17 protein-coding genes and 1 pseudogene are annotated in these 21815 nt (G+C 40.8%); 12 read left to right on the forward strand and 6 right to left on the reverse strand.

The features are described 5' to 3' along the window. Nucleotides 1–147: 147 nt before the first annotated feature. On the reverse strand, nucleotides 148–1590 hold the full coding sequence (locus V7K84_RS20225; RefSeq protein ID WP_334840616.1) for a sugar transferase: 1443 nt from the start codon (nucleotides 1588–1590) through the stop codon (nucleotides 148–150). 986 nt (nucleotides 1591–2576) lie between these two features. On the opposite strand from V7K84_RS20225, the gene V7K84_RS20230 reads away from it, so the two are divergent. Beyond that, the gene (locus tag V7K84_RS20230; RefSeq protein ID WP_334840618.1) at nucleotides 2577–3479 is read left to right on the forward strand and encodes a methyltransferase domain-containing protein; all 903 of its coding nucleotides are present in this window, start codon (nucleotides 2577–2579) and stop codon (nucleotides 3477–3479) included. Between the two features lie 278 nt (nucleotides 3480–3757). Continuing rightward, nucleotides 3758–9751 (forward strand): amino acid adenylation domain-containing protein, encoded by a 5994-nt coding sequence (locus V7K84_RS20235; protein WP_334840619.1) that lies wholly within the window; start codon nucleotides 3758–3760, stop codon nucleotides 9749–9751. Here V7K84_RS20235 and V7K84_RS20240 read toward each other — a convergent pair. Continuing rightward, entirely contained in the window at nucleotides 9746–10246 is a 501-nt protein-coding gene (locus tag V7K84_RS20240) for a transposase (protein WP_334840620.1), read from the reverse strand. The two genes, V7K84_RS20235 and V7K84_RS20240, sit on opposite strands and share 6 nt — an antisense overlap. Before the next feature lie 59 nt (nucleotides 10247–10305). Further along, nucleotides 10306–10692: a helix-turn-helix domain-containing protein gene (locus V7K84_RS20245; RefSeq protein ID WP_089131644.1), complete on the reverse strand. Its 387-nt coding sequence runs from the start codon at nucleotides 10690–10692 to the stop codon at nucleotides 10306–10308. Nucleotides 10693–11037: 345 nt separating this feature from the next. Here V7K84_RS20245 and V7K84_RS20250 point away from each other — a divergent pair, with 345 nt between their 5' ends. Further along, complete coding sequence (locus V7K84_RS20250; protein ID WP_334840626.1) at nucleotides 11038–12219, forward strand: aldo/keto reductase; 1182 nt, start codon at nucleotides 11038–11040, stop codon at nucleotides 12217–12219. 60 nt (nucleotides 12220–12279) lie between these two features. Here V7K84_RS20250 and V7K84_RS20255 read toward each other — a convergent pair whose 3' ends face one another. After that, nucleotides 12280–13608, reverse strand: coding sequence for a hemolysin family protein (locus V7K84_RS20255; RefSeq protein WP_334840628.1), 1329 nt, complete (start codon nucleotides 13606–13608; stop codon nucleotides 12280–12282). A 240-nt stretch (nucleotides 13609–13848) separates the two neighbouring features. On the opposite strand from V7K84_RS20255, the gene mfd reads away from it, so the two are divergent. The 6 genes and pseudogenes from mfd to V7K84_RS34305 form a co-directional block, all read left to right on the forward strand. Then, nucleotides 13849–17430 carry a transcription-repair coupling factor gene (gene mfd, locus V7K84_RS20260; RefSeq protein WP_334840629.1) on the forward strand — a complete coding sequence of 1194 codons (3582 nt, stop codon included), beginning with the start codon at nucleotides 13849–13851 and terminating at the stop codon, nucleotides 17428–17430. A 120-nt stretch (nucleotides 17431–17550) separates the two neighbouring features. Further along, nucleotides 17551–17763, forward strand: a complete 213-nt coding sequence (locus V7K84_RS20265; protein WP_334840631.1) for a hypothetical protein — start codon at nucleotides 17551–17553, stop codon at nucleotides 17761–17763. Further along, on the forward strand, nucleotides 17760–18023 hold the full coding sequence (locus V7K84_RS20270) for a type II toxin-antitoxin system RelE family toxin (RefSeq protein ID WP_334840632.1): 264 nt from the start codon (nucleotides 17760–17762) through the stop codon (nucleotides 18021–18023). Before V7K84_RS20265 ends, V7K84_RS20270 begins: the two co-directional genes overlap by 4 nt. 88 nt (nucleotides 18024–18111) lie before the next feature. Continuing rightward, entirely contained in the window at nucleotides 18112–18303 is a 192-nt protein-coding gene (locus V7K84_RS20275) for a hypothetical protein (protein ID WP_334840634.1), read from the forward strand. After that, nucleotides 18303–18530 (forward strand): hypothetical protein, encoded by a 228-nt coding sequence (locus V7K84_RS20280; RefSeq protein ID WP_334840636.1) that lies wholly within the window; start codon nucleotides 18303–18305, stop codon nucleotides 18528–18530. The genes V7K84_RS20275 and V7K84_RS20280 overlap by 1 nt, the downstream gene beginning before the upstream one ends. Nucleotides 18531–18541: 11 nt before the next feature. Next, nucleotides 18542–18688: pseudogene (locus V7K84_RS34305) on the forward strand (TRCF domain-containing protein); the annotation flags it as partial. Between the two features lie 34 nt (nucleotides 18689–18722). On the opposite strand, the gene V7K84_RS20285 reads toward V7K84_RS34305, so the two are convergent. Then, the gene (locus tag V7K84_RS20285) at nucleotides 18723–19439 is read right to left on the reverse strand and encodes a hypothetical protein (RefSeq protein WP_334840637.1); all 717 of its coding nucleotides are present in this window, start codon (nucleotides 19437–19439) and stop codon (nucleotides 18723–18725) included. A gap of 138 nt (nucleotides 19440–19577) precedes the next feature. On the opposite strand from V7K84_RS20285, the gene V7K84_RS20290 reads away from it, so the two are divergent. From V7K84_RS20290 to V7K84_RS20300, 3 genes are all read left to right on the forward strand, one after another. After that, nucleotides 19578–19991 (forward strand): hypothetical protein, encoded by a 414-nt coding sequence (locus tag V7K84_RS20290; protein ID WP_334840639.1) that lies wholly within the window; start codon nucleotides 19578–19580, stop codon nucleotides 19989–19991. A 7-nt stretch (nucleotides 19992–19998) separates the two neighbouring features. After that, nucleotides 19999–21045, forward strand: coding sequence for a pentapeptide repeat-containing protein (locus tag V7K84_RS20295; RefSeq protein ID WP_334840641.1), 1047 nt, complete (start codon nucleotides 19999–20001; stop codon nucleotides 21043–21045). 99 nt (nucleotides 21046–21144) lie between these two features. Continuing rightward, complete coding sequence (locus tag V7K84_RS20300; protein ID WP_334840643.1) at nucleotides 21145–21363, forward strand: hypothetical protein; 219 nt, start codon at nucleotides 21145–21147, stop codon at nucleotides 21361–21363. Nucleotides 21364–21376: 13 nt separating this feature from the next. On the opposite strand, the gene V7K84_RS20305 is transcribed toward V7K84_RS20300, so the two are convergent. After that, complete coding sequence (locus V7K84_RS20305; protein WP_334840646.1) at nucleotides 21377–21808, reverse strand: NUDIX hydrolase; 432 nt, start codon at nucleotides 21806–21808, stop codon at nucleotides 21377–21379. Nucleotides 21809–21815 lie beyond the last annotated feature (7 nt).

The raw sequence follows: 21815 nt of genomic DNA on the forward strand, positions 1-21815 counted from the left end.
AAACAAAACAAGTAAGTAATTACTCAGTAATGTAAAAAAATCTAAATTTAATCCGCTATAAATTAAACTGAACACTGCAATAAATTTATTGATTGATACGGAAAGCAAATTCTCTAATCCTAGCCCTCATATTATGGATTTTTTCTGTTAGTAAGCACCATCTTTTTTCAAAACCACCATAACTGTTTTAAGGAGAATTTCAAAGTCTAACCCAAGCGACCAATTTTCGATATAGCTAATATCTAGATGAATCACTTGTTCAAAATCTAAAATATCTGAGCGACCTGAGACTTGCCAAAGGCCTGTAATACCAGGTAATATTTCATGCCGAATAAAATGGTGTTCAGAAAACTTTTCGACATCTCTGGTGGGTAAAGGTCGAGGTCCTACTATACTCATTTCTCCAAGGATAACGTTAAAAAGTTGAGGTAATTCGTCTAAACTGTAGCGACGGAGAAATTTTCCAACACGCGTAATGCGAGGATCATCTTTAATTTTAAAGATAATTCCATCTTTTGTTTCATTTAAAGCTTCTAATTCTTTCTGTAACTTTTCCGCATCAGACCTCATAGTTCTGAATTTCCATACTTTAAACTGTTGACCATGTAAACCTATACGCGTTTGTCTGTAGAATACTGTGCCTGGAGAGTCAAGTTTTATAGCTATAGCTATAGCTATATAAACCGGGAATAATAACATTACAAATAAAGTCGCAAAACAAAAATCACAACTACGCTTTATCCAAAAATCCTTACCTGTAATTATCGGACAATCCAAACTCAGACAAGGCATTCCCCCTATTTTGTTGAATTGTACGTTTTTATAAATTGGTTTTAATTCCATCGGTAAAATATGTACTTGTATCCCAGATGCTTGAAATAACCAGCACAAAAACATTCTATTTTTTAGCGCATCCCAAGATATAAAAACTTCTGTCACTCCTAGTTGATTAAGCTGAGACAATGTTTGCTGACGCTGATATCTGTCTAGTGAATTAGCATTCGCCGTTCCAGATATAATGTAATGCTTTTCTTTTTTTATAAAACTCGCAATCTGTTCGCGATCTTGAGGATCGCAAATAATGAAAACAGAAGAACGAACTATTTTTTTCTGCTTGCGTAGATATTCAAGAGTAATATTTACAGCGTATCTACCAGTACAAACAAAAAATATACTTAGTAACCAAGGCAATAATATTAATCTTGGACGTGTTATATCAACAACTGGTTTATACAAAAAACTAACTAAAAGGATTAATCCATGAGCAAAAGTTAGCGATTTGATAATATTGAAATAGTCATAGCGTTTTTGACCTTCTCGATAAATACCTTCTATAGCTAGCGATCCTATTTGAATCCCAATAGCTGTTAAGATTGGTAAATAATGAATCGGTATATACCAATGAAAATGTCCATAAGTAGATTGATATGCTGCTAAAACCCAAGCTAGAAATAAAAGAGTGCAGTCTACTAAGAATAATGTTGTTAATCTCAACCACCATGAACCCTTACGTACCGTCACAAATGTCGATGCACGTAAATCCAAAGGTACTTCACTGAATTTATTTGTTGTAATGCTTTGATTACTCATAGTTAGGAACACTTGGTCTAGGTAAAATTTGATAGGATCTTAGATATACAAGAGAATTTGGGTATCTGACTATTTTTATTTACAAACGAAAACTTGACTTTTTAGTCTAGTCTTAACAATTTTCTTCGGAGTAACTTTAAGTTTTTTATCAAAAGCATCCTCCAGGGCCGGTTTGAGTGCCGTTACTACCGAAATACCTAGGTTTGATTGCAGCTTATAATCACAATTTTAGTCTGTAAAAATTAATTAAAAAAAGTATTTGTTGTCAACTTTAGATTAGTAGTTAATCAAAACTGCTGATGTTAACAATCAAGCAAGTAGGCAAAATAAAAAAATATTATAATTTTCGAGGTTACTAATACATTCATCAGCTGAATTAATTATGGATATCGCAGATATGTTGGAGAGTTTTACTTCATTCGAGGTATAGAATGATTGATATCACCTCAAAAATTACTCTAGCATATTTATTTGGACTGATTCAGCTTTGAATATAAAGTTGTCTTATTGTATTGATGTTTTTTTACGCATAATTACTGATTAACAAAAACTACACATAACTTATAACAAAATGCATCAAAAATTTGATATTTGTAATAAAACTTTACATTATTAAGTATTTATGGTTAAACTTGAGTCAGTTTCATAGACATTTCTAAATGAAGTCTTAAAAGGGCAACAACCTTAACGACGAGACTGTAGTTTAGAGTAGAAGACTGATGTTACAAACGTAGTTGGATTTTATAAGGTTCGCCTAAATTCTTCAAAAAAATAATATTACGACTTTACATTAATTTTATATAATTAGAGAGAAAATGAAGATTTTGTAAAAACTATTTTTCATTCAGTAGATTTTACTGAGATAGGATAATGTAATTTTATAATTGCGTGTTTGTGTTTGTTGGCTAAAACAAAAGTTTAATTTTTTGGATTCAATTGTAATAATTTAGAGTTTCATTTCAATCAATAAAACACGGGGTGAAAGTATGGTGACTAGTAAATTAGATATATTAGATCGATTGGGTAGGTTTTTAACCAGTAAAAAGTGGAGTTTCCTGACAGATTTGCGTCTCAACAATTTAGAAGTTAATAAAATTTTACGAGCCACAAATGATTCGGAAATAGGAAAGGCACAGACAGAAATAAACAATTTATCTTTTTCTGAAAAAGATTATAGGAATTTTATAAATTCAGATGTACTGAGTAAATATAATCAGCTTGATTATATCCATTCCAAACCACTTGAATATCTGACGACAATGACTCTGTTAGATTTGAAAGAGGGTGATAAAATACTAGATGCTGCTGGTGGTGAAAAAGCTGAATATATAAAGGCTTTAATGGCAGTTTCGGAGTTCAAATTGAATGCTTACTGTCAAGACTCTTTATTGGACGGAAAAGTCACAGATGGAATTAAGTACATTGGTGGCTCTATTGATGCGATCCCTCTCCCAGATGAATCTTTAGATGGAATTAGCTGTCATCATTCTTTTGAGCATTTTCGAGATGATTTGGATATTAAGTTTATTAAAGAGGCAGTACGTTTATTGAAAGTTGGCAGAAAACTTGTCATTGCACCGCTATTTTTAACTAACGAATATGCAGAAATCTGGAACAATAAACGGATTCAGAAGCCCAATCTTGACAAAGCAATCACAATTTTTGACAATACTGCAAGCTTTGCTGGATGGGGTGCATATGAAGGGTTTGCTAGAACTTATAGCCCTGCTGCATTTAAAACAAGAATTATTGATAATTTACCAAGCAACTGCCATGCAAAAATCTACAAAGTTATTGTAGATGGAAAACCTGTGCCAGACCTCCAAAAAAATTATCATCAACCTCTACTCAATGCTGAAATGAAGGCACTGGTAATAATCAAAAGCTAAATAGCAACTTTTGAGTTTGGTAAGTGTTATGGCAATTTGCAATCGCTTAGAGTCCAAACAATTAGTAGGGGTGCACAAGGTATCTGTGTGCTCCTAGTGTGTTTATCATTCAAAATTGCTATTATGTTGGTTATGTGAGAGTTATTAATAGTATTGTTCTCATTTTTTATATAATATTGGGGGCTATATTTGCTCATATCTTTTTTAGTCATAAACTTTAATTATTTACGTCCTCATAAACTTTAATTATTTATGCCCACTGGAACTTAATATAGAAAATGCAGATAAATAGTCAAACATCAGAATATAAGCAAAATATTACCTTAAATACCTTAAATAACATCATCGGCACTCAAGTTTTACAGGAATTGAATGACACCCAAGTAGTTCATCATCAGGATCTGTGCATTCATCAAATGTTTGAGATGCAAGTGGAGCGATCGCCCCAAGCAATTGCAGTAGTATGTGAAAATACACAACTTACTTATCAACAGTTAAACCAGCGGGCAAATCAACTAGCGCACCACCTACGTGCTTTAGGCGTTGGGCCGGAAGTACTTGTAGGTATATGCCTAGAGCGCTCCTTAGAGATGATTGTAGGACTACTGGGCATTCTCAAAGCTGGAGGCGCTTATGTGCCTTTAGATCCGGCATATCCGTCAGAACGTTTAGCTTTTATCTTGGAAGACACCCAAACACCAGTATTGTTAACCCAAGAAAAATTGGTCAAGAACTTACCACCGCATCAGGCGCAGGTGGTTTGTCTGGACTTAGACTGGCAAGGGAATATTCAAAATAGTCAAGAAAATCCTGTAAATCAAACTACGACTGATAACCTCATCTACGTAATCTATACATCTGGCTCTACAGGACAGCCCAAGGGTGTAATGATCCCTCACCGTGGTATCTGCAATCAACTCCACTGGAAGCAAACAACTTTTGGATTAACTCACGCAGACAAAGTTTTACTAACTATTTCTTTTAGCTTTGACCCCTCAGTGTGGCAGATATTCTGGCCATTGTGCTTTGGGGGTCAATTGTTCATAGCTCGCCCTGGTGGACATCAAGATACAGCCTACCTTGTGAAGGTGATTACTGAGCAGCAAATCACAGTTCTGGCTTTAGTACCTTCCATACTGCGTGTCTTATTAGAAGAGAAGGGAATTGAGAATTGCCGATTCATCAGACACATTACCTGCGGTGGTGAAGCTTTACCTGGCGAACTTATAGAACGCTTCTTTGCCCAACTGGATTTGGACAATGTTCTACATAATTGTTATGGCCCGACAGAAGCTTCCATTGATACCACCTTTTGGAGTTGCCAGCGCGGCACTAACTATGCTATCGCACCCATTGGTCGTCCGATTACCAATGCAGAGATTCACATCCTCGATGAAAATTTGCAGCCAGTGCCTGTTGGTGAATCAGGTGAATTGCACATTGGCGGTATTGGTCTAGCGCGAGGCTATCTTAACCGCCCAGAATTGACCACAGATAAGTTTATTTTCAACCCTTTTAGCTCTGAACCTGGGGCACGCCTTTACAAAACTGGTGACTTGGCACGTTATTTGAGCGATGGTAATATTGAGTTCCTTGGTCGGATTGACTACCAAGTTAAAATACGTGGCTTCCGAATTGAATTAGGAGAAATTGAAGCCATACTAGCTCAACATCCGGCACTGACGCAGACTTTAGTTATAGCCAAAGAGGAGATGCCTGGGGACAAGCGACTCGTGGCATATATTGTTGTTGCCAGTCCAGAGCAAATTCCTAGTCAGGCTGAATTGCGTCGCTTTTTGGAAACTCGGTTGCCTGAATACATGGTGCCTAGTTTCTTTGTATTTTTGGACACTCTACCATTAAATCCCAACGGTAAAATAGACCGTCGCGCCTTACCTGCACCGGATACATCTGATATTGGGCTGTCAACTAACTTTGTTCCACCTCAGAATTCGATAGAAGAAGTTTTAGCTGGCATTTGGGCAAAAGTTTTGCGTCTCGAACAAGTAGGCATCCACGACAATTTTTTTGAATTGGGAGGGCATTCACTGCTGGCCACTCAAGTGATGTCTAGGGTTCGCCAAGCTTTTCAAATAGAAATATCGTTCCAACTCTTATTTGAGAATCCCACGATCGCTACTTTAGCTCAAGCGATGCCTACGGCAACCCGAAGCGGGAACGCCCAAAACCAAACTCCAGAAAACGATCCCCAAAATCAGACTATTCCTCAAATAGCCAATCGGGGATCAGCCCCTTTATCCTTTGCCCAACAGCGAGTCTGGTTTTTGGAGCAGTTGGAACCCAACAGCACAGCGTATATTGTCTCCAATGCACAGCGCTTAACGGGTAAGTTAAACGTGGGTGTATTGCAACAGTCATTAGATGCGATCGTTGTCCATCATGAGGCATTGCGAACCAACTTTATTACATCACCTGATGGTAGCCCCATACAAGTAATTGGCACGCCTCGGACAGTAGAACTTAAAATCATTAAGGTAACAAAGGAACCAGTAGAATTTCTCCTACATCAAGAAGTGCAACGCCCCTTTAACTTAGAATCTGACTTGATGTTGCGAGCTACTTTGCTCCAAGTAGACGAACAGGAGCATATACTCTTGTTAATGATGCACCACATCGCTTCAGATGGTTGGTCAATCGGTATTCTTTGGCAGCAGTTAATAGCGCTTTATGAAGATTTTTTGAACAGTAAGCCTTCTCCCTTGGCAAAATTGCCCATTCAGTATGCGGATTTTGCTGTGTGGCAGCACCAATGGCTATCAGGTGAAGTACTTTCCAGCCAAATTAACTATTGGAAAACCCAATTAGCAGGTGCTAATACTGTACTGGAATTGCCCACCGACCGACCACGGCCACCAGTGCAAACTTACCAAGGAGCAGCCCAATCTTTGATGCTACCGCAGACTTTGAGTGCATCACTCACAGAACTCTCGCATCAGGAGGGTGTCACTCTATTCATGACATTGCTGGCAGCCTTTGGGACAATACTGCACCGCTACACTGGGCAAGAAGACATTCTTATCGGTTCTCCCATTGCGGGACGTAACCGTTCTGAGATTGAAGGGTTAATTGGATTTTTTATTAACACCGTTGTTTTACGGACTGATTTTGCCGAGAACCCCAGTTTTCGTTCAGTGTTAAATCGAGTTCGCCAGATGGCATTAGCTGCTTATGCCCATCAAGATATGCCCTTTGAGAAACTGGTAGAAGAACTGCAACCAGAGCGAGATACCAGTCGCAACCCACTATTTCAAGTGTGGTTTAATATGCTCAACTTAAGGGACATCCAACTGGAACTACCTGGAGTGGCTATCGAACCAGTCTCGATCCTAGAAACAGCTTCTAAGTTCGACTTAACCCTTTATGTTACAGAACAAAATCAAGGAATCCAACTTGATTTAGTCTACAACACCGATCTGTTTACTTCAGAGCGGATGATGGAAATGCTCGATCAATTCCATCACTTGCTGAATCAAATTGTTGCTGCTCCAGAGAGGAAAATTAGTTTATATTCTCTGGTGACACCAAAAGCGCAACTTTTGCTGCCAGAACCAAGGAAGGTTTTGCCAGAACCACGGTATGAGTTGACGACAACAATGTTTACCTCTTGGGTAAATCGTACCCCAGAACATTTATCACTTCGTCAAGGATTTCGTACTTGGAATTATGGGGAATTGGGCAAAATCGCTCAAACCTTAGCACAGATTTTGTTATCTCACGGAGTAGAGCGGGGAGATGTCGTAGCCGTGTTTGGGGCACGCAGCTTTGGGCTAATTGCCAGTATGCTGGGCGTACTCTTGAGTGGCGGTGTGTTACTCACCCTCGATCCCAAACTTCCCAGCCAACGCCAGCGGCTGATGTTACAAGAAGCTAAAGCTAAATACATATTATATATTGATGGTCAGCGTCCAGAAGACGAAAAGATAGGGGAGTCTTTAACTAGCATTTGTGTCAACCCAGACACAGGAGAAGCCATAAATTTATCCAAAAAGAGCATTGAAGCAGTAAATCTACCTGAAATCGCTGCCGACGATGCAGCTTATATTTTCTTTACTTCCGGCACTACTGGTGTACCGAAAGGTGTGCTGGGGTGTCATAAAGGGTTGGCACATTTTCTGAACTGGCAGCGACAGACCTTTGAAATTAATCAGCAAGACCGCATTGCCCAATTAACTGGTCTTTCTTTTGATGTCGTTCTTAGAGATATCTTTTTACCTTTAACTAGTGGTGCAACTCTATGCTTGCCAGAAGAAGAGGATAACTTAGAACCGACTAGAATTCTACGTTATTTGGAAAATGAGCAAATTTCTGTACTTCATACCGTTCCTTCGCTGGCGCAATTATGGTTAGCGAATGTACCGTCAGGAGTCTCTTTACGTAACTTACGCTGGTTATTCTTGGCTGGAGAACCTCTGAAAGAAACTCTTGTACTTCGGTGGCGGGATACTTTTCCCGAATCTGGTGAAATAGTTAATCTCTACGGCCCAACAGAGACAACCTTGGCGAAATGTTATTACCAAGTACCTGTTGACTGTAGCCCTGGTGTACAGCCAGTAGGATTACCGCTGCCTCAAACTCAAGCACTGGTTTTCACATCAAATCAACAACCATGCGGTATCGGTGAACCGGGCGAGATTGTAATCCGAACTCCATTCCGCAGTTTGGGCTATATCAATGCCCAGCAAGAAAACCATTCTCGGTTTGTCAAGAACCCTTTTCGGAACGATCGCCAGGATTGGCTTTATTATACAGGCGATCGCGGATGCTATCGTCCAGATGGCTCTCTAGAAATTCTCGGTCGCCAAGATCATCAAGTCAAGATCCGGGGGATACGCATTGAACCAGGGGAAATTGAAACGGTGTTAGCCCAACACCCAGATGTACTCCAGACTGTAGTGATTGCTCGTGAAGACGTTCCCGGCGATCGACGTTTGGTGGCTTACATTATACCTAATCAAGACTCAGCAATTGCGATTACTGATATCCGGGGTTTCCTCTCGACAAAATTGCCACAGTACATGATACCTTCGGCTTTTGTCGTGCTGGACACCATGCCCTTAACCCCCAACGGCAAGGTAGACCGCCGCGCCCTACCAGCACCAGACTTATCGAGGCAAGAGCCAGAAGATACCTTTGTTGCTCCCCGCAATGAAGTGGAACGTCAATTAACCCAGATTTGGGAACAAATTTTAGGTGTCCAGCCGATTGGTGTTAGGGATAACTTCTTCGAGCTAGGAGGACATTCTATCCTAGCAGTAAAACTGTTTTGGCAAATTGAAAAGACATTTAATAAAAACCTGCCGCTTGCCATTCTTTTCCAGTCGGGGACTGTAGAAGCTCTAGCCAAAATAATCTCTCAAGCAGAAGATTTAACAACAAACTCAGTTTTAGTAAATACCTCAAATCAGTCAAAATCTAGCTGGTCATCCTTGGTAGAAATTCAGCCCAACGGCTCCAAGCCACCTTTCTTCTGTATTCACGGATTGGGTGGAGAAGTTTTATGTTTCCGTGAATTGGCATTGCATCTGGGGACAGAACAACCATTTTACGGATTACAACCACGAGGGCTAGATGAAAAATACCCTCTTCATACCCGCATTGAAGATATGGCAGCGCACTACATTCAAGAAATTCAAACCCTTCAACCTCATGGCCCTTATTTTCTCGGAGGTTATTCCTTTGGGGGTACAGTTGCCTTCGAGATGGCTCGGCAACTCCAAAAGCAAGGCGAACAAATTGGCATTTTAGTTATGCTTGATAGTTGTCGTCCAGGTTATAGCTGGCAGTCGCCAGTTCTCAAGCGAGTTTTTTTGCATTTAAATAATATTGTTCAACAAGGGCCTAACTACCTTTGGCAAAAGGTTGTGAGATGGAGTTATTGGCGTAAGCAAGAATTACAAAATACATATAACCGTTACTTGGAAAACGTACTTCATGTACCTGAAACTGATAAGCATTTAAAGGTTATAGATACTAACACTCAAGCCCTCAATGACTATATTTTTTCACCTTACCTTGGTCGAGCTATTCTTTTGCGGACAGAGGATAAAAATCGGGACGAAGCTATAGGCATAGAATACGCTCCTCGATTTGGCTGGGACGAGCTAGTAGTTGGAGGATTAGATATCCATTACATTCCCGGATCTCACCTTGACATACTTAAAGAACCTCATGTACAAGTGTTAGCTGAAAAATTGAGAAATTGCTTAATTCAGGCGCAGTCTCAGTCTTTACAGCGTTTCCGGCTATTATGAGGTACAGTAGCAGCAACTAGCAAACCAGTTTCTTAAATGTTGAGGATTTATTAAATCGAGTGCAACTGAGATTAGTTTATCAACCATTTCTGTTGTAGTTGGAGCGAAACGGCGTAGAAAAGATTTAAGTTGTGACCACCATAATTCAATTGGATTAAAATCGGGAGAGTATGAGGATAAACAAATAACTTTCGCGCCTACATCTTCAATCATTGGCACAATTGAATCTAGTTTATGTGCGGATAAATTATCCATTACTACTACTGCTCCTGACCATAAATTTGGCACTAAAAAATTCTCAACAAATAATTCAAATGCTCTGCTATCCATTGAATCATTCATTGTCATTAATGCAACTACTTTATTAATACTAATTGCTCCAATTACTGTAACTTTTGAACCTCTATAAAAGGGGTTAATAGAGTAAGCTCTTGTTCCCATTTGTGAACGAGCATGAGTCCTCGTTAACCCAAGTAGAACGCCAGTTTCGTCCAAAAATACTAAATTTTCTGGCTCTATATGTTTGACCTTTTCCCAATAATCTAATCTTAAATTTAGGACTCTCTCTGTTCCGGCTTGGGTACTCCGCTTTGTTTTTTTTTACGATTTAATCCTAATTTCTGTAAGGCACGACACATTGCACTTCGACCCACCCAATTACCAGTCTTGTCTGCCAAGAATTCACATAACTCTATCAATGTTGCATCTGGATGTGCTTCAACTAATTCTCTTAATTCTACTTCCGCATTTGTTAAATGACTAAATTGTGGTTTCCCTCGCGGCTTTGGTTGTAAATTTCCTTCAACTTTTTGTTGCTTTACAAGCTTTTGCACTAAACTCTTTGAGACGGAAAATATGTTAGCTACTTTCCTGATTGAGATGTTTTTTTGAAGATGTGCTGCAACTATCTTTTCTCGAAGTTCGACAGAGTATGACTTCATTTAAAGGTATTTATATTTTAATTTAGTGTACCTCATAACAGACGCAAGTGCTGTAAAGAATTAATTTTAACTTTTTCGTTAGTTCACCTCCGCACAACTCAGCACTGCTAGGTCATTTTGCCATTTCTTGGTCTAAACTTGAGAAAATGGTAACTACGATGAGATAATTAGTCTGTGGAGCTGGAATATTGGTAAAAATCCAATAACCAAAAGACCTGACCGATTTAAGAATGCAATGAATATTGCTAGTGTCACAGATTGAACAGAGGAAATGATTGTGGCACTAAAAGCTGGAATGACTATCGTTGTTAGATTTTAAGTTGGTAAGCAATCCACAATCCACTGATGCTATATAGAAGATTTGGACGCACAGAATTAGAAATGCCAGTGTTTTCCTGCGGTGGCATGAGATATCAGTTCAAATGGGAAGATGTTCCCAATCATGAAATTCCTGCTGATAACCAGGCGAATCTGGAAGCGACTATTAGAAGGGCAGTCGAGGTTGGGATTAATCATATTGAAACTGCCCGTGGTTATGGCACTTCTGAAATGCAATTGGGGAGAATATTACCCAAATTTCCTCGCGAAAAGTTAATTGTTCAAACTAAAATCAGCCCAAAGGCAGATGCGAAAGAATTTCGGGAGACATTTGAACAATCATTAAAAAATCTCCAACTAGATTATGTTGACCTTTTAGGGTTGCACGGTATCAATCATCCTGAGTCGTTAGATGAAAGCATCCGTCCCGGCGGCTGTTTGGAAGTAGCGCAGCAGTTGCGAGCAGAGGGAAAAGTTAGATTTATTGGCTTTTCCACACACGGCTCGACAGATATAATCGTGCAGACAATTAATACCAATCAATTTGATTACGTGAACCTGCACTGGTACTACATTAATCAATGGAATTGGGCGGCAATCGAAGCAGCTAAACGCCACGATATGGGGGTGTTTATTATTAGTCCATCTAATAAAGGAGGTTTATTGTATGAACCCCCAGAAAAATTAGTAAATCTTTGCGCCCCGTTGAGTCCAATGGTGTTTAATGATTTGTTTTGTTTGAGCCATCAAGAGGTACATACCCTGAGCTTGGGAGCAGCAAAACCACAAGATTTTGATGAACACCTGAAGACTTTAGAATTAATAGACCGGGCATCAGAAATTTTGCCCCCAATTTTAGCAAGGTTGAAATCAGAAGCGATCGCTACTTTGGGAGAAGATTGGGTAAAATCCTGGGAAACAAATCTACCAAACTTTGACGAAACCCCTGGTGAGGTAAATATTCGGGTAATTTTGTGGCTGCGAAATTTAGCGATCGCCTACGATTTAGTAGACTACGCTAAAATGCGCTACAACCTGCTTGGCAATGGCGGGCACTGGTTTCCCGGCAACAAAGCCGATCGGCTAGATGAATTAAATTTGCGGCAATGTCTTACCCGGAATCCCCATGCCGATAAAATCCCCCAACTTTTGGAACAAGCTCATCAGATGTTAGCGGGTGAAGAGGTCAAACGTCTATCTCGCACTTAAAGGGATTGGGAAGAGACAAAGGAATGACTTTTTGAATAATTCCTCCTTTGCCTCCTTTTGCTAGTCAGATTTTTTCGTATCTGCTGATTTAACTGCCTTAGGTACGACTAGCACCTTATCAACGCGATTACCATCCATATCCATTACTTCAATTCGCATACTTTGCCATTCAAAATGATCTGCTGCGGCAGGAATACGACCTAGATGGGTAATCACAAAACCGCCTAAAGTTTGATAACTGCCGCGTTCCTCAGATTCCCACTCTTCCATACCAAAAAGTTCCAAAAACTCCTCAACAGGCAACATCCCATCCAAAAGCCAGGAACCATCTTCGCGTTGTACAGCTTGTGGTTGATCCTGTCCATCCGTTGAAGGAACATCACCCACGATTTCACTCATGATGTCGTTGAGAGTGACTAATCCTTGAATTACGCCGTATTCATCCACTACTAACGCCATGTGAGTGATAGTTTGCTTGAACAACTCTAAAACTTTCAAGCCACGAGTGCTTTCTGGCACAAATACAGGCTGTCGCAATCCGATCGTTAAATCTAGTGGTTCCCCTCGGAAACTCCTGGCTAATAAGTCGGTGACAGGGATAACACCCAGCACATTGTCAAGTCCCCCCTGACAAACTGGATACCGAGAATAAGCACTATCAACCATTTTTTGGCGATTTTCTTCGGCAGAGTCGTCTAAGTCTAGCCAAACAATATCGGGACGGGGCGTCATTAAGTAACTAACAGGGCGATCGCCTAAACGAAAGACCCGCTCTACCATATCCTGTTCAGCTTCCTCAAAGGTTCCCGCCTCAGTACCTTGCTCAATTAAGATTTTAATTTCTTCTTCGGTGACTTGCGGCTCAGTAGAAGCTGTAATTCCCAGCACTCGTAAGATCAAATCTGTAGAAGCACTTAAAAGATATACCATTGGCGAAGCGATCGCCGATAAAGCACGCATTGGAATAGCTACAGTCGATGCAATTCTTTCTGGGTTGTTTAATGCCAGACGCTTTGGTACTAATTCGCCAACAATCAGTGACAAATAGGTAATGATCAAAACCACTACTCCAAAAGATATCGGTTCACTATAAGGTGCTAGCAAAGGTACAAGTTTTACATAAACTGCCAGTCGGTTGGCAATTGTTGCTCCTCCAAAAGCACCAGTTAGGATACCGATCAGGGAAATACCCACTTGAACAGTTGACAGGAAATGATTTGGAGACTCCGCTAATTTCAATGCTGCCATTGCCTTGGCATCTCCTTGATTGGCAAGCTGCTGTAACCTTACTTTCCGTGCCGAGACAATCGCCATCTCAGACATAGAAAACACGCCATTGGCAATAATTAGCACCAAAATGATTAAAATTTCAAAAGTGATGGAGGACATGTTTAAAATTGCCGCTTATCAGAGCGAACGTAGCTCAATCCCTAGTATCTAGTATTAAAGGTGCTTCGATAAATACTTTGACTATATACAAAGTAGTAGTTATAGTTCTTAAGTTTATTAGTCACTGTGGATTATTCTTCCACTGAAGGAATAAGAAAGCTGTTAACACTTTTAAAATAGTTGACATAAACTGCCTCAAGATTTGCTGACCCACAAAGACTCCCATCGCTAGTAGTACTTATGTCATTTTCTTCTATTGTGCGTGCCTTAGGCCGATCGCCGCTCACCACTGAATTTATTTCTAAGCTGAATCGACAACAAGAATTGCGGTTAAATGGCATTCCCAGGCTGCCCAAGACTCTAGTAGCTTCGGCATTAGCGCAGTCTCAGGGCAAGGATTTGTTTGTGGTTTGCGCCACCCTAGAAGAAGCTGGACGCGTTTACGCACAACTGGAGGCAATGGGATGGCAAACAGTACATTTTTACCCCACCTCCGAGGCTTCTCCCTACGAACCTTTTGACCCAGAAACTGAAATGAGTTGGGGGCAAATGCAGGTATTGGCAGATTTACTCAAAAATCAAGAGTCATTAGTCATTAGTGAGTTGTCATTAGAAACAAACCAAAGACAAAGGACAAATGACATAGACGCTTCTGCGGCTTCCCGCAGGGTAGGACAAATGACAAATATGGCGATTGTGGCTACTCAAGGGGCGCTGCAACCTCATTTACCTCCGCCAGAAGCTTTTGGGCAATTCTGTCTTACCCTGAAAAAAGGGATGGAATTAGACCTGAATAGCTTCAGTGAGAAAATAACTATTCTGGGGTACGAAAGAGTTCCTTTGGTGGAAATGGAAGGGCAATGGAGTCGGCGGGGCGATATTGTTGATGTGTTCCCAGTTTCCTCGGAATTTCCAGTCAGGTTGGAATGGTTTGGTGATGAAATCGAGCAAATGCGGGAATTTGACCCAGCAACCCAACGTTCCGCCCTCGACAAAGTTGACCAGATAATTCTTACTCCCACTAGTTTTACTCCTGTGGTGATGGCTGCACTGAAAAATAGTGCCCAGTTCCGAGTGCTGAGTGCTGAGTTAAATTCTGACTCAGAACTTAGCACTGCGAACTCATCAATGTTAGAGGGTAGTCGTCGCTTTTTGGGGTTAGCATTCGAGCAACCAGCATCTCTGCTAAACTACTTAGCAGAAAATACCTTGATTGCCATTGATGAGCCAGAACAGTGTCATGCTCATAGCGATCGCTGGGTGGAAAATGCCCAAGAACAATGGGGAATGGCGCATGGGGAAGAATCTACTCCCCTAAGATTGCCGAAAATTCATCGTTCGTTTGATGAGTGTTTGGTTGATGTTGCCAAATTTAAAACATTATATTTATCGGAACTGTCAGAGGAAAATAGTGGGATCAATCTTGCTAGCCGTCCTGTTCCAGTCACGCCGCACCAGTTTGCTAGACTAGCTGAAACCATCCGCCAAGAACGCGATCGCAATTTCTCGATTTGGCTGCTTTCTGCTCAACCTTCGCGTTCTGTCTCGCTGTTACAAGAACATGATTGTCCGGCTCAGTTTATCCCCAATCCCCGCGACTACCAAGCAATAGATAAGCTGCAAATTAACCATATTCCCATAGCCCTCAAATATTCTGGTCTGGCGGAATTAGAAGGTTTTATCCTGCCTACATACCGATTGGTAATCGTTACAGATCGGGAATTTTTTGGGCAGCATTCCTTGGCGACTCCCGGCTATATCCGCAAGCGCCACAAAGCTACTTCTAAACAAGTCGATCCCAATAAGCTGCGTCCAGGCGATTATGTGGTTCACAGAAATCATGGTGTTGGCAAATTTGTCAAGCTGGAAAGTTTGACGATTAACAATGAAACCCGTGATTATTTGGTGGTGCAGTATGCTGATGGGTTACTCAGAGTCGCAGCCGATCAAGTAGGCGCTTTATCCCGGTTCCGCGCCGCAGGTGATAAAGCACCGGAACTTAACAGGATGACCGGTAAAGCTTGGGAAAATACTAAGAATAAAGTCCGCAAAGCGATTAAAAAATTGGCGGTGGACTTGTTGAAACTGTATGCAGCGCGATCGCAACAACAAGGTTTTAGCTTCCCAGGTGATATGCCTTGGCAGGAAGAACTAGAGGATTCTTTCCCCTACCAACCCACGACGGATCAGCTTAAAGCTGTACAAGATGTAAAACGCGACATGGAAAGCGATCGCCCAATGGATCGCTTAGTTTGTGGCGATGTCGGTTTTGGGAAGACGGAAGTGGCGATTCGTGCTGTTTTTAAAGCAGTCACCGCCGGTAAACAAGTGGCACTCCTTGCGCCAACAACTATTTTAACACAGCAGCATTACCATACACTCAAAGAACGTTTTGCACCCTACCCCGTGAATGTCGGTTTGCTCAACCGTTTTCGTTCCGCCGAAGAACGCCGCGATATTCAAAAGCGATTGGCTACGGGTGAATTAGATGTAGTAATTGGTACGCACCAACTTTTAGGTAAAGGCGTGACATTCCGGGATTTAGGACTGTTGGTAGTGGATGAAGAACAGCGGTTTGGGGTAAACCAGAAAGAGAAAATTAAAAGTTTGAAAACTCAAGTGGATGTGCTTACCCTCTCCGCCACACCCATTCCCCGGACTTTGTATATGTCCTTGTCGGGAATTCGGGAAATGAGTTTGATTACTACACCACCTCCAACCAGACGACCGATTAAAACCCATCTGTCACCGATAAATTCCGAAAGTATTCGCACTGCTATTCGTCAAGAATTAGACAGAGGCGGACAGGTTTTTTATGTAGTTCCACGAGTGGATGGAATTGAAGAGACAACAGCCAATTTACGAGAAGTGATACCGGGAGCTAGGTTTGCGATCGCTCACGGTCAAATGGATGAAAGTGAGTTAGAATCAACCATGCTCACCTTCAGTAATGGCGATGCAGATATCCTTGTTTGTACGACAATTATTGAATCTGGCTTAGATATTCCGCGAGTCAACACAATTTTGATTGAAGATGCTCACCGCTTTGGATTGGCACAGTTGTATCAATTACGCGGTCGTGTGGGACGTGCAGGTATCCAAGCTCATGCTTGGTTATTTTATCCGAAGCAACGGGCATTATCTGACGCAGCACGGCAACGTTTACGAGCGATTCAGGAATTTACTCAGCTAGGTTCTGGTTATCAGCTAGCGATGCGCGACATGGAAATCAGAGGCGTGGGTAACTTGCTAGGTGCAGAACAATCCGGTCAAATGGATGCCATAGGTTTTGATTTATACATGGAAATGCTAGAAGAAGCAATTCGGGAAATCCGAGGACAAGAAATTCCGAAAGTGGAGGATACCCAGATTGACCTCAACCTCACGGCGTTTATCCCAGCAGATTACATTACCGATTTGGATCAAAAAATGAGTGCATACCGGGCGGTAGCTACAGCTAAATCTAAATCAGAATTAAAGCAGATTGCAGCCGAGTGGAGCGATCGCTATGGTAGTTTACCAGTCCCTGCAAATCAACTTTTGCGAGTCATGGAACTCAAACAACTAGCGAAAAAACTTGGATTTAGCCGCATTAAACCAGAACAAAAGCAGCACGTTGTTTTAGAAACGCCGATGGAAGAACCCGCTTGGAATTTGTTGGCGGCGAATTTACCAGACAATCTCAAGACTCGGTTTGTGTATTCTCCTGGAAAAGTCACGGTGCGAGGGTTAGGAGTTTTTAAAGCAGATCAACAATTGCAGAATTTGATTGACGCTTTCGGGAGAATGCAGGGTGCGATTCCAGAGGCCGCTGTAGTTTGATCGGTAGAAAAAGATTAGTCATCAAGTGAAAACATATCTCAGACTTACTGAGAAGTAGTTTAGAGTAAAATAAGGTGTTCAAAGCATAGACAATGACGAGCAGTTGAAAAGAGTGGAAACATGGAAACTACAACTAAAAGGCAAGCGTTAATCAAGGCTATTAATGAACAAATAGAACTGGCTTATGACGATACATTGCAAGAAATTTTATCACTGTTGGAAATCCGTAAACAGGAAGACGAGTCCGACGAAAGAGACTTTGAAGAGGGATTAAAAGATATCGTAGAAAATGGTACTTTAACTTGGTCAGAACATCAGCAAAAAACTGCATGAGCTACCAAGTAGAAATTTCCAAAAGTGCATCTAAACAACTCAAAAAATTACCCGTAGATATTCAAGAAAAGCTAGAGAGCAAAATTCAACAATTAGCTATTGATCCACGCCCTGATGGTGTCGGCAAATTAAAAAATGGTGAAAATCGTTATCGCATCAGAGTCGGCGATTATCGGATTTTGTATCATATTTATGATGATGTCCTAGTCGTAACCGTTGTCAGAGTAGGGCATCGTAGAGAAGTTTATAAAGATGATTGACGCTTGAACAAGCAAGAATTTCATACCCAGCCTTTTAAGTCTAGTTAGTAGAATTAAAGGAAATACCAACCCAACTTAAACTCATCTCATGATAAAAACTGTCGAAGGCATTTATCAAGATGGGGAAATTCACTTCACCCAGCTACCGCAAGAGATTAGCGATCGCTCTCAAGTTCTCGTCACCTTTCTAGACCCTGCCAAAATCGACCCTACCAAATTACGTCAACTGATTGATCAATTGGAGACAATTGCTGGTATTGGACAAGGTTTCGAGGATTGATGAATGCTATTGCTAGCCTACAAGAGAAGCCCCAACGTTGTGCTTTAGCAGTCGAACATGAAGTTTTTCCAGAAGAAGTACGTCAACTCCTTTATGGGAAAACTAAAAATGTATACCGAGTAATTTTTACAATTCGAGGTACTACAGTTAATGTATTGTATGTGCGCCATAGTGGCCAAGCACCACTGACAGTAGATGATCTAGAGGAGTTAGAAGGTGGAGTTTAGCATTTCAAGGCGATCGCTATGGTACTTTACCAGTCTCTGCAAATCAACTTTTGCGAGTCATGGAACTCAAATAGTTAGCGAAAAAACTCGGATTTAGCCGTATTAAACCAGAAAACAAGCAGCACGTTGTTTTAGAAACGCCAATCGAGGAACCTGCTTGAAATCTGTGACGACAACATAAAATGGCGTTCTTTAAACTTTAGTTTGGTAGGAGATGAGGTTATCATCCTCATCTGAGGTGATAATAAATAGTTCAACGCCTTCGAGAGGTTTAGGAGCAATGGGATATCGATTTTTAGTTTTGTACTGTTTTGATCCAATTTCGTTTGTATAAAATTCTCCTATCCAAGTGTCTACGCATGTAGCGAAATTAATTATTTCATCGTTATATTGGTTTTTGTTTTTATTAGACAATCTCTTAAAAAAAGTTTTAGATATATTGTCACTAACTTGAACAAATGCAAGATGAGCTTCCTTTTCAGGTTCTATTATCACTGCATATAATGCATCTAATATTCTTGATGCTTGCTCTCTAGCCCGAATGTATGTGGGATGCATTTGCGGATGATATGGTTTATCTCGTTTCGGACGGTAACAGAACACTTCAAACCCTGAACAAATTATTTTAGGCTCATTGTTTTCAAGATGTAGCTTGTTTAACATTTCCTTTAATCTCGAATCCTTAAAGGTTATCATTTCAGCATAAGTTGCCTCAGTCTCAAAATCTACTTGATGGATGCGAACCATCATGATAGGTTGATGCTGCCAAACAATAAGCCCTACTTCGTCACTCCTAACTATTTCACCAACAAATAGGCAAAGGCTATTCATAAATCCTTCTGTGGTATAAGTGTCTAGCGCTTTGCTATAAGCCCATTTAATATCAGTCACTTTAATTGTTTTATGCACAGTTAATGGTTTCCCTAAGCCAAATATTGTTAACGCTCTATTAACAATAATCTATTTTAGATGAATAGTACTGAAGATAGCATGTGTCTAAAATTAGTAAGTAAGGGCTAAAATAAAGAATAACTTTCAGCCTTGTCTATGTCTTCTCCACGGACTCCATCTAATTCTTCATCCAAGATACAAATCACACCACGCGAAAAGGCAGAGAAATTTCTAGCAACAGTTCTAGCTCCTATTGATGTCTTTGGCAAAGCTTTGATGGGCGACCTATGGAAGACTTTTTACGAGTCTATACAGGATGCGATCGCACTGAGTCTATTACTTCAAATTCCGAGCTTAATTGGAAGATGGATTTTGGGTAAAGAGTTTTCAGGGTTTGATGTATGTATGCAAGAAAGCCAATTTGGAGTTAACCGCTATGCCTGTTTCATTATTGTTATTTCTGACTTTTGCCTTTGGATTGTTCTGGCAGGTAGAATAATAAGCCGCTTTCTGTCAGACCTTAACCAACTTCTTGCAAAAAAGGGAGGTAAACGTGTTGGCAACCCCTAATTTATCAATGGTTACAAAACTTCAAGTCAACCTGAAATCATTAGTCAAGCAGGTTACATTAGTCTTTCTAGGGTTTGTAATCTTGCTGCTAGTAACTGGAGGTCATCTGCCTTCTTCTTGGTTAGCTATGTACATTTCTATTGGAGTTCTCTTTGTTGCCTGGGATGAGTACAGACGAAATTTTCACAGTTCAGAAGCAAGTGAACAACTTTTTGAGTTAACTCAAGAAGAATCAAATCAGCATTCACAACCTTTAATAACTAAAGATTTTCAATTGGCAATACTCCAGCGCAGTATTTATGAATGGAATGCTTGGAGACAACAAACACCAATAGAGATACAGCTAAGTAAAGTAAATCTTCGTGGAGCTAACCTATCTGGGGCTAATCTCTCTGGGGCTGACTTTCGCGCAGCCAACCTTCGTGGTACAAATCTTGGTATGGCTGACCTTCAAGACGCTGACTTTCGAGATGCCCACCTTAGTAGAGCCAACTTTCAGGGAGCTAATCTAAGGGAAGCTAACTTTAGCAGAGCTAACCTGAGCGAAGCCAATTTCAGCAGAGCCAACTTGAACGAAGCTAACTTCAGCAGAGCGCATCTAGGTGGAGCCGATTTTAGTGAAGCGGATATTAATGAAGCCAACTTCAGCAGAGGACATCTCAGTGAGGTCAACTTTAGTAGATCCCATCTTAATGAATCAAATTTTATTGGGGCTGACCTCAGTGGAGCCGACCTCACAGGAGCTAACTTCAGCGAAGCTAACTTTCTTGGGGCTGACCTCAGCGGAGCTAACCTCTATAAGGCGAACCTTAGCGGAGCTAAACTTTACAGGGCTGATCTCTGTGGGAGCAATCTTCTAAATACAATCCTGAGCTATGCAAACCTTGTTGGAGCTAACCTTAGTGAGGCTGACTTCACCAATACTGTTGTAGAAAGCACTATCTTTGGAGAAAACCGTGGCTTAACAGAAGAAGATAAATCTAATCTACTTGCCCGTGGAGCTATTTTTCAGAACTCTCCTGACTCAGATGTTCCGGCTTCGATGAGAAGTTAGTATCAACCTCCACCGCACTATTGCTTTTCGCACCCTAAAAACCCAACAGAGTGCAAGCAGAGATAATTTATAGTATGACTTTCGTAACGATTGACAGCTATGACTGAGCTACTCGAACAAGCGATCGCCAAACTAAAAAATTTGCCTGCCAATGAACAAGATGCGATCGCGGCGATGATTTTGGAAGAACTAGAAGATGAGCGCTCTTGGGATGAAGCTTTCGCCCGTTCCCCTGATGTACTCGCTTTCCTGGCAACTGAGGCAATGGTGGAATACCGCGCAGGAAAAACCCAAGAGTTAGATCCAGATAAATTGTGAAGTCACGTATAACCTATAAATATTCAAAAAATACTTCAGGTACTAATCTGAATTCCCCAGATTTCAAGCGAGAGATATCTATCCATAACGCTCTATGTTTATGATGTGGTGATTCTGAAAAAACTAAACTTTCCAGTTGATAAAATTTGGAATCAGCAAAGTCACATTGATAAAGTTGAATAATTTCATGACCTTGCCTACCATTAAATGTAAACAGGTTCTCTATACAACCAAGATATTTAATATTCGTTAACTCTGCTTGAATTTCCTCTTGAAATTCCCGTTTTAAGGCGGCGTGGCTGGTTTCGCCAAAGTCAACACCACCGCCTAAAGCACGATAAAATGTCTCTTGTTTTACGGAGTCGTAGCCTTCAGAAAGAAATATGCGTTCGCCATTCCGAATTAACCCCAAGGCTATTACCCGAATTTCACCAGCTTTATTCATTTTTGTA

It is taken from the genome of Nostoc sp., from assembly GCF_036917315.1.
Lineage (GTDB): Bacteria > Cyanobacteriota > Cyanobacteriia > Cyanobacteriales > Nostocaceae > Nostoc.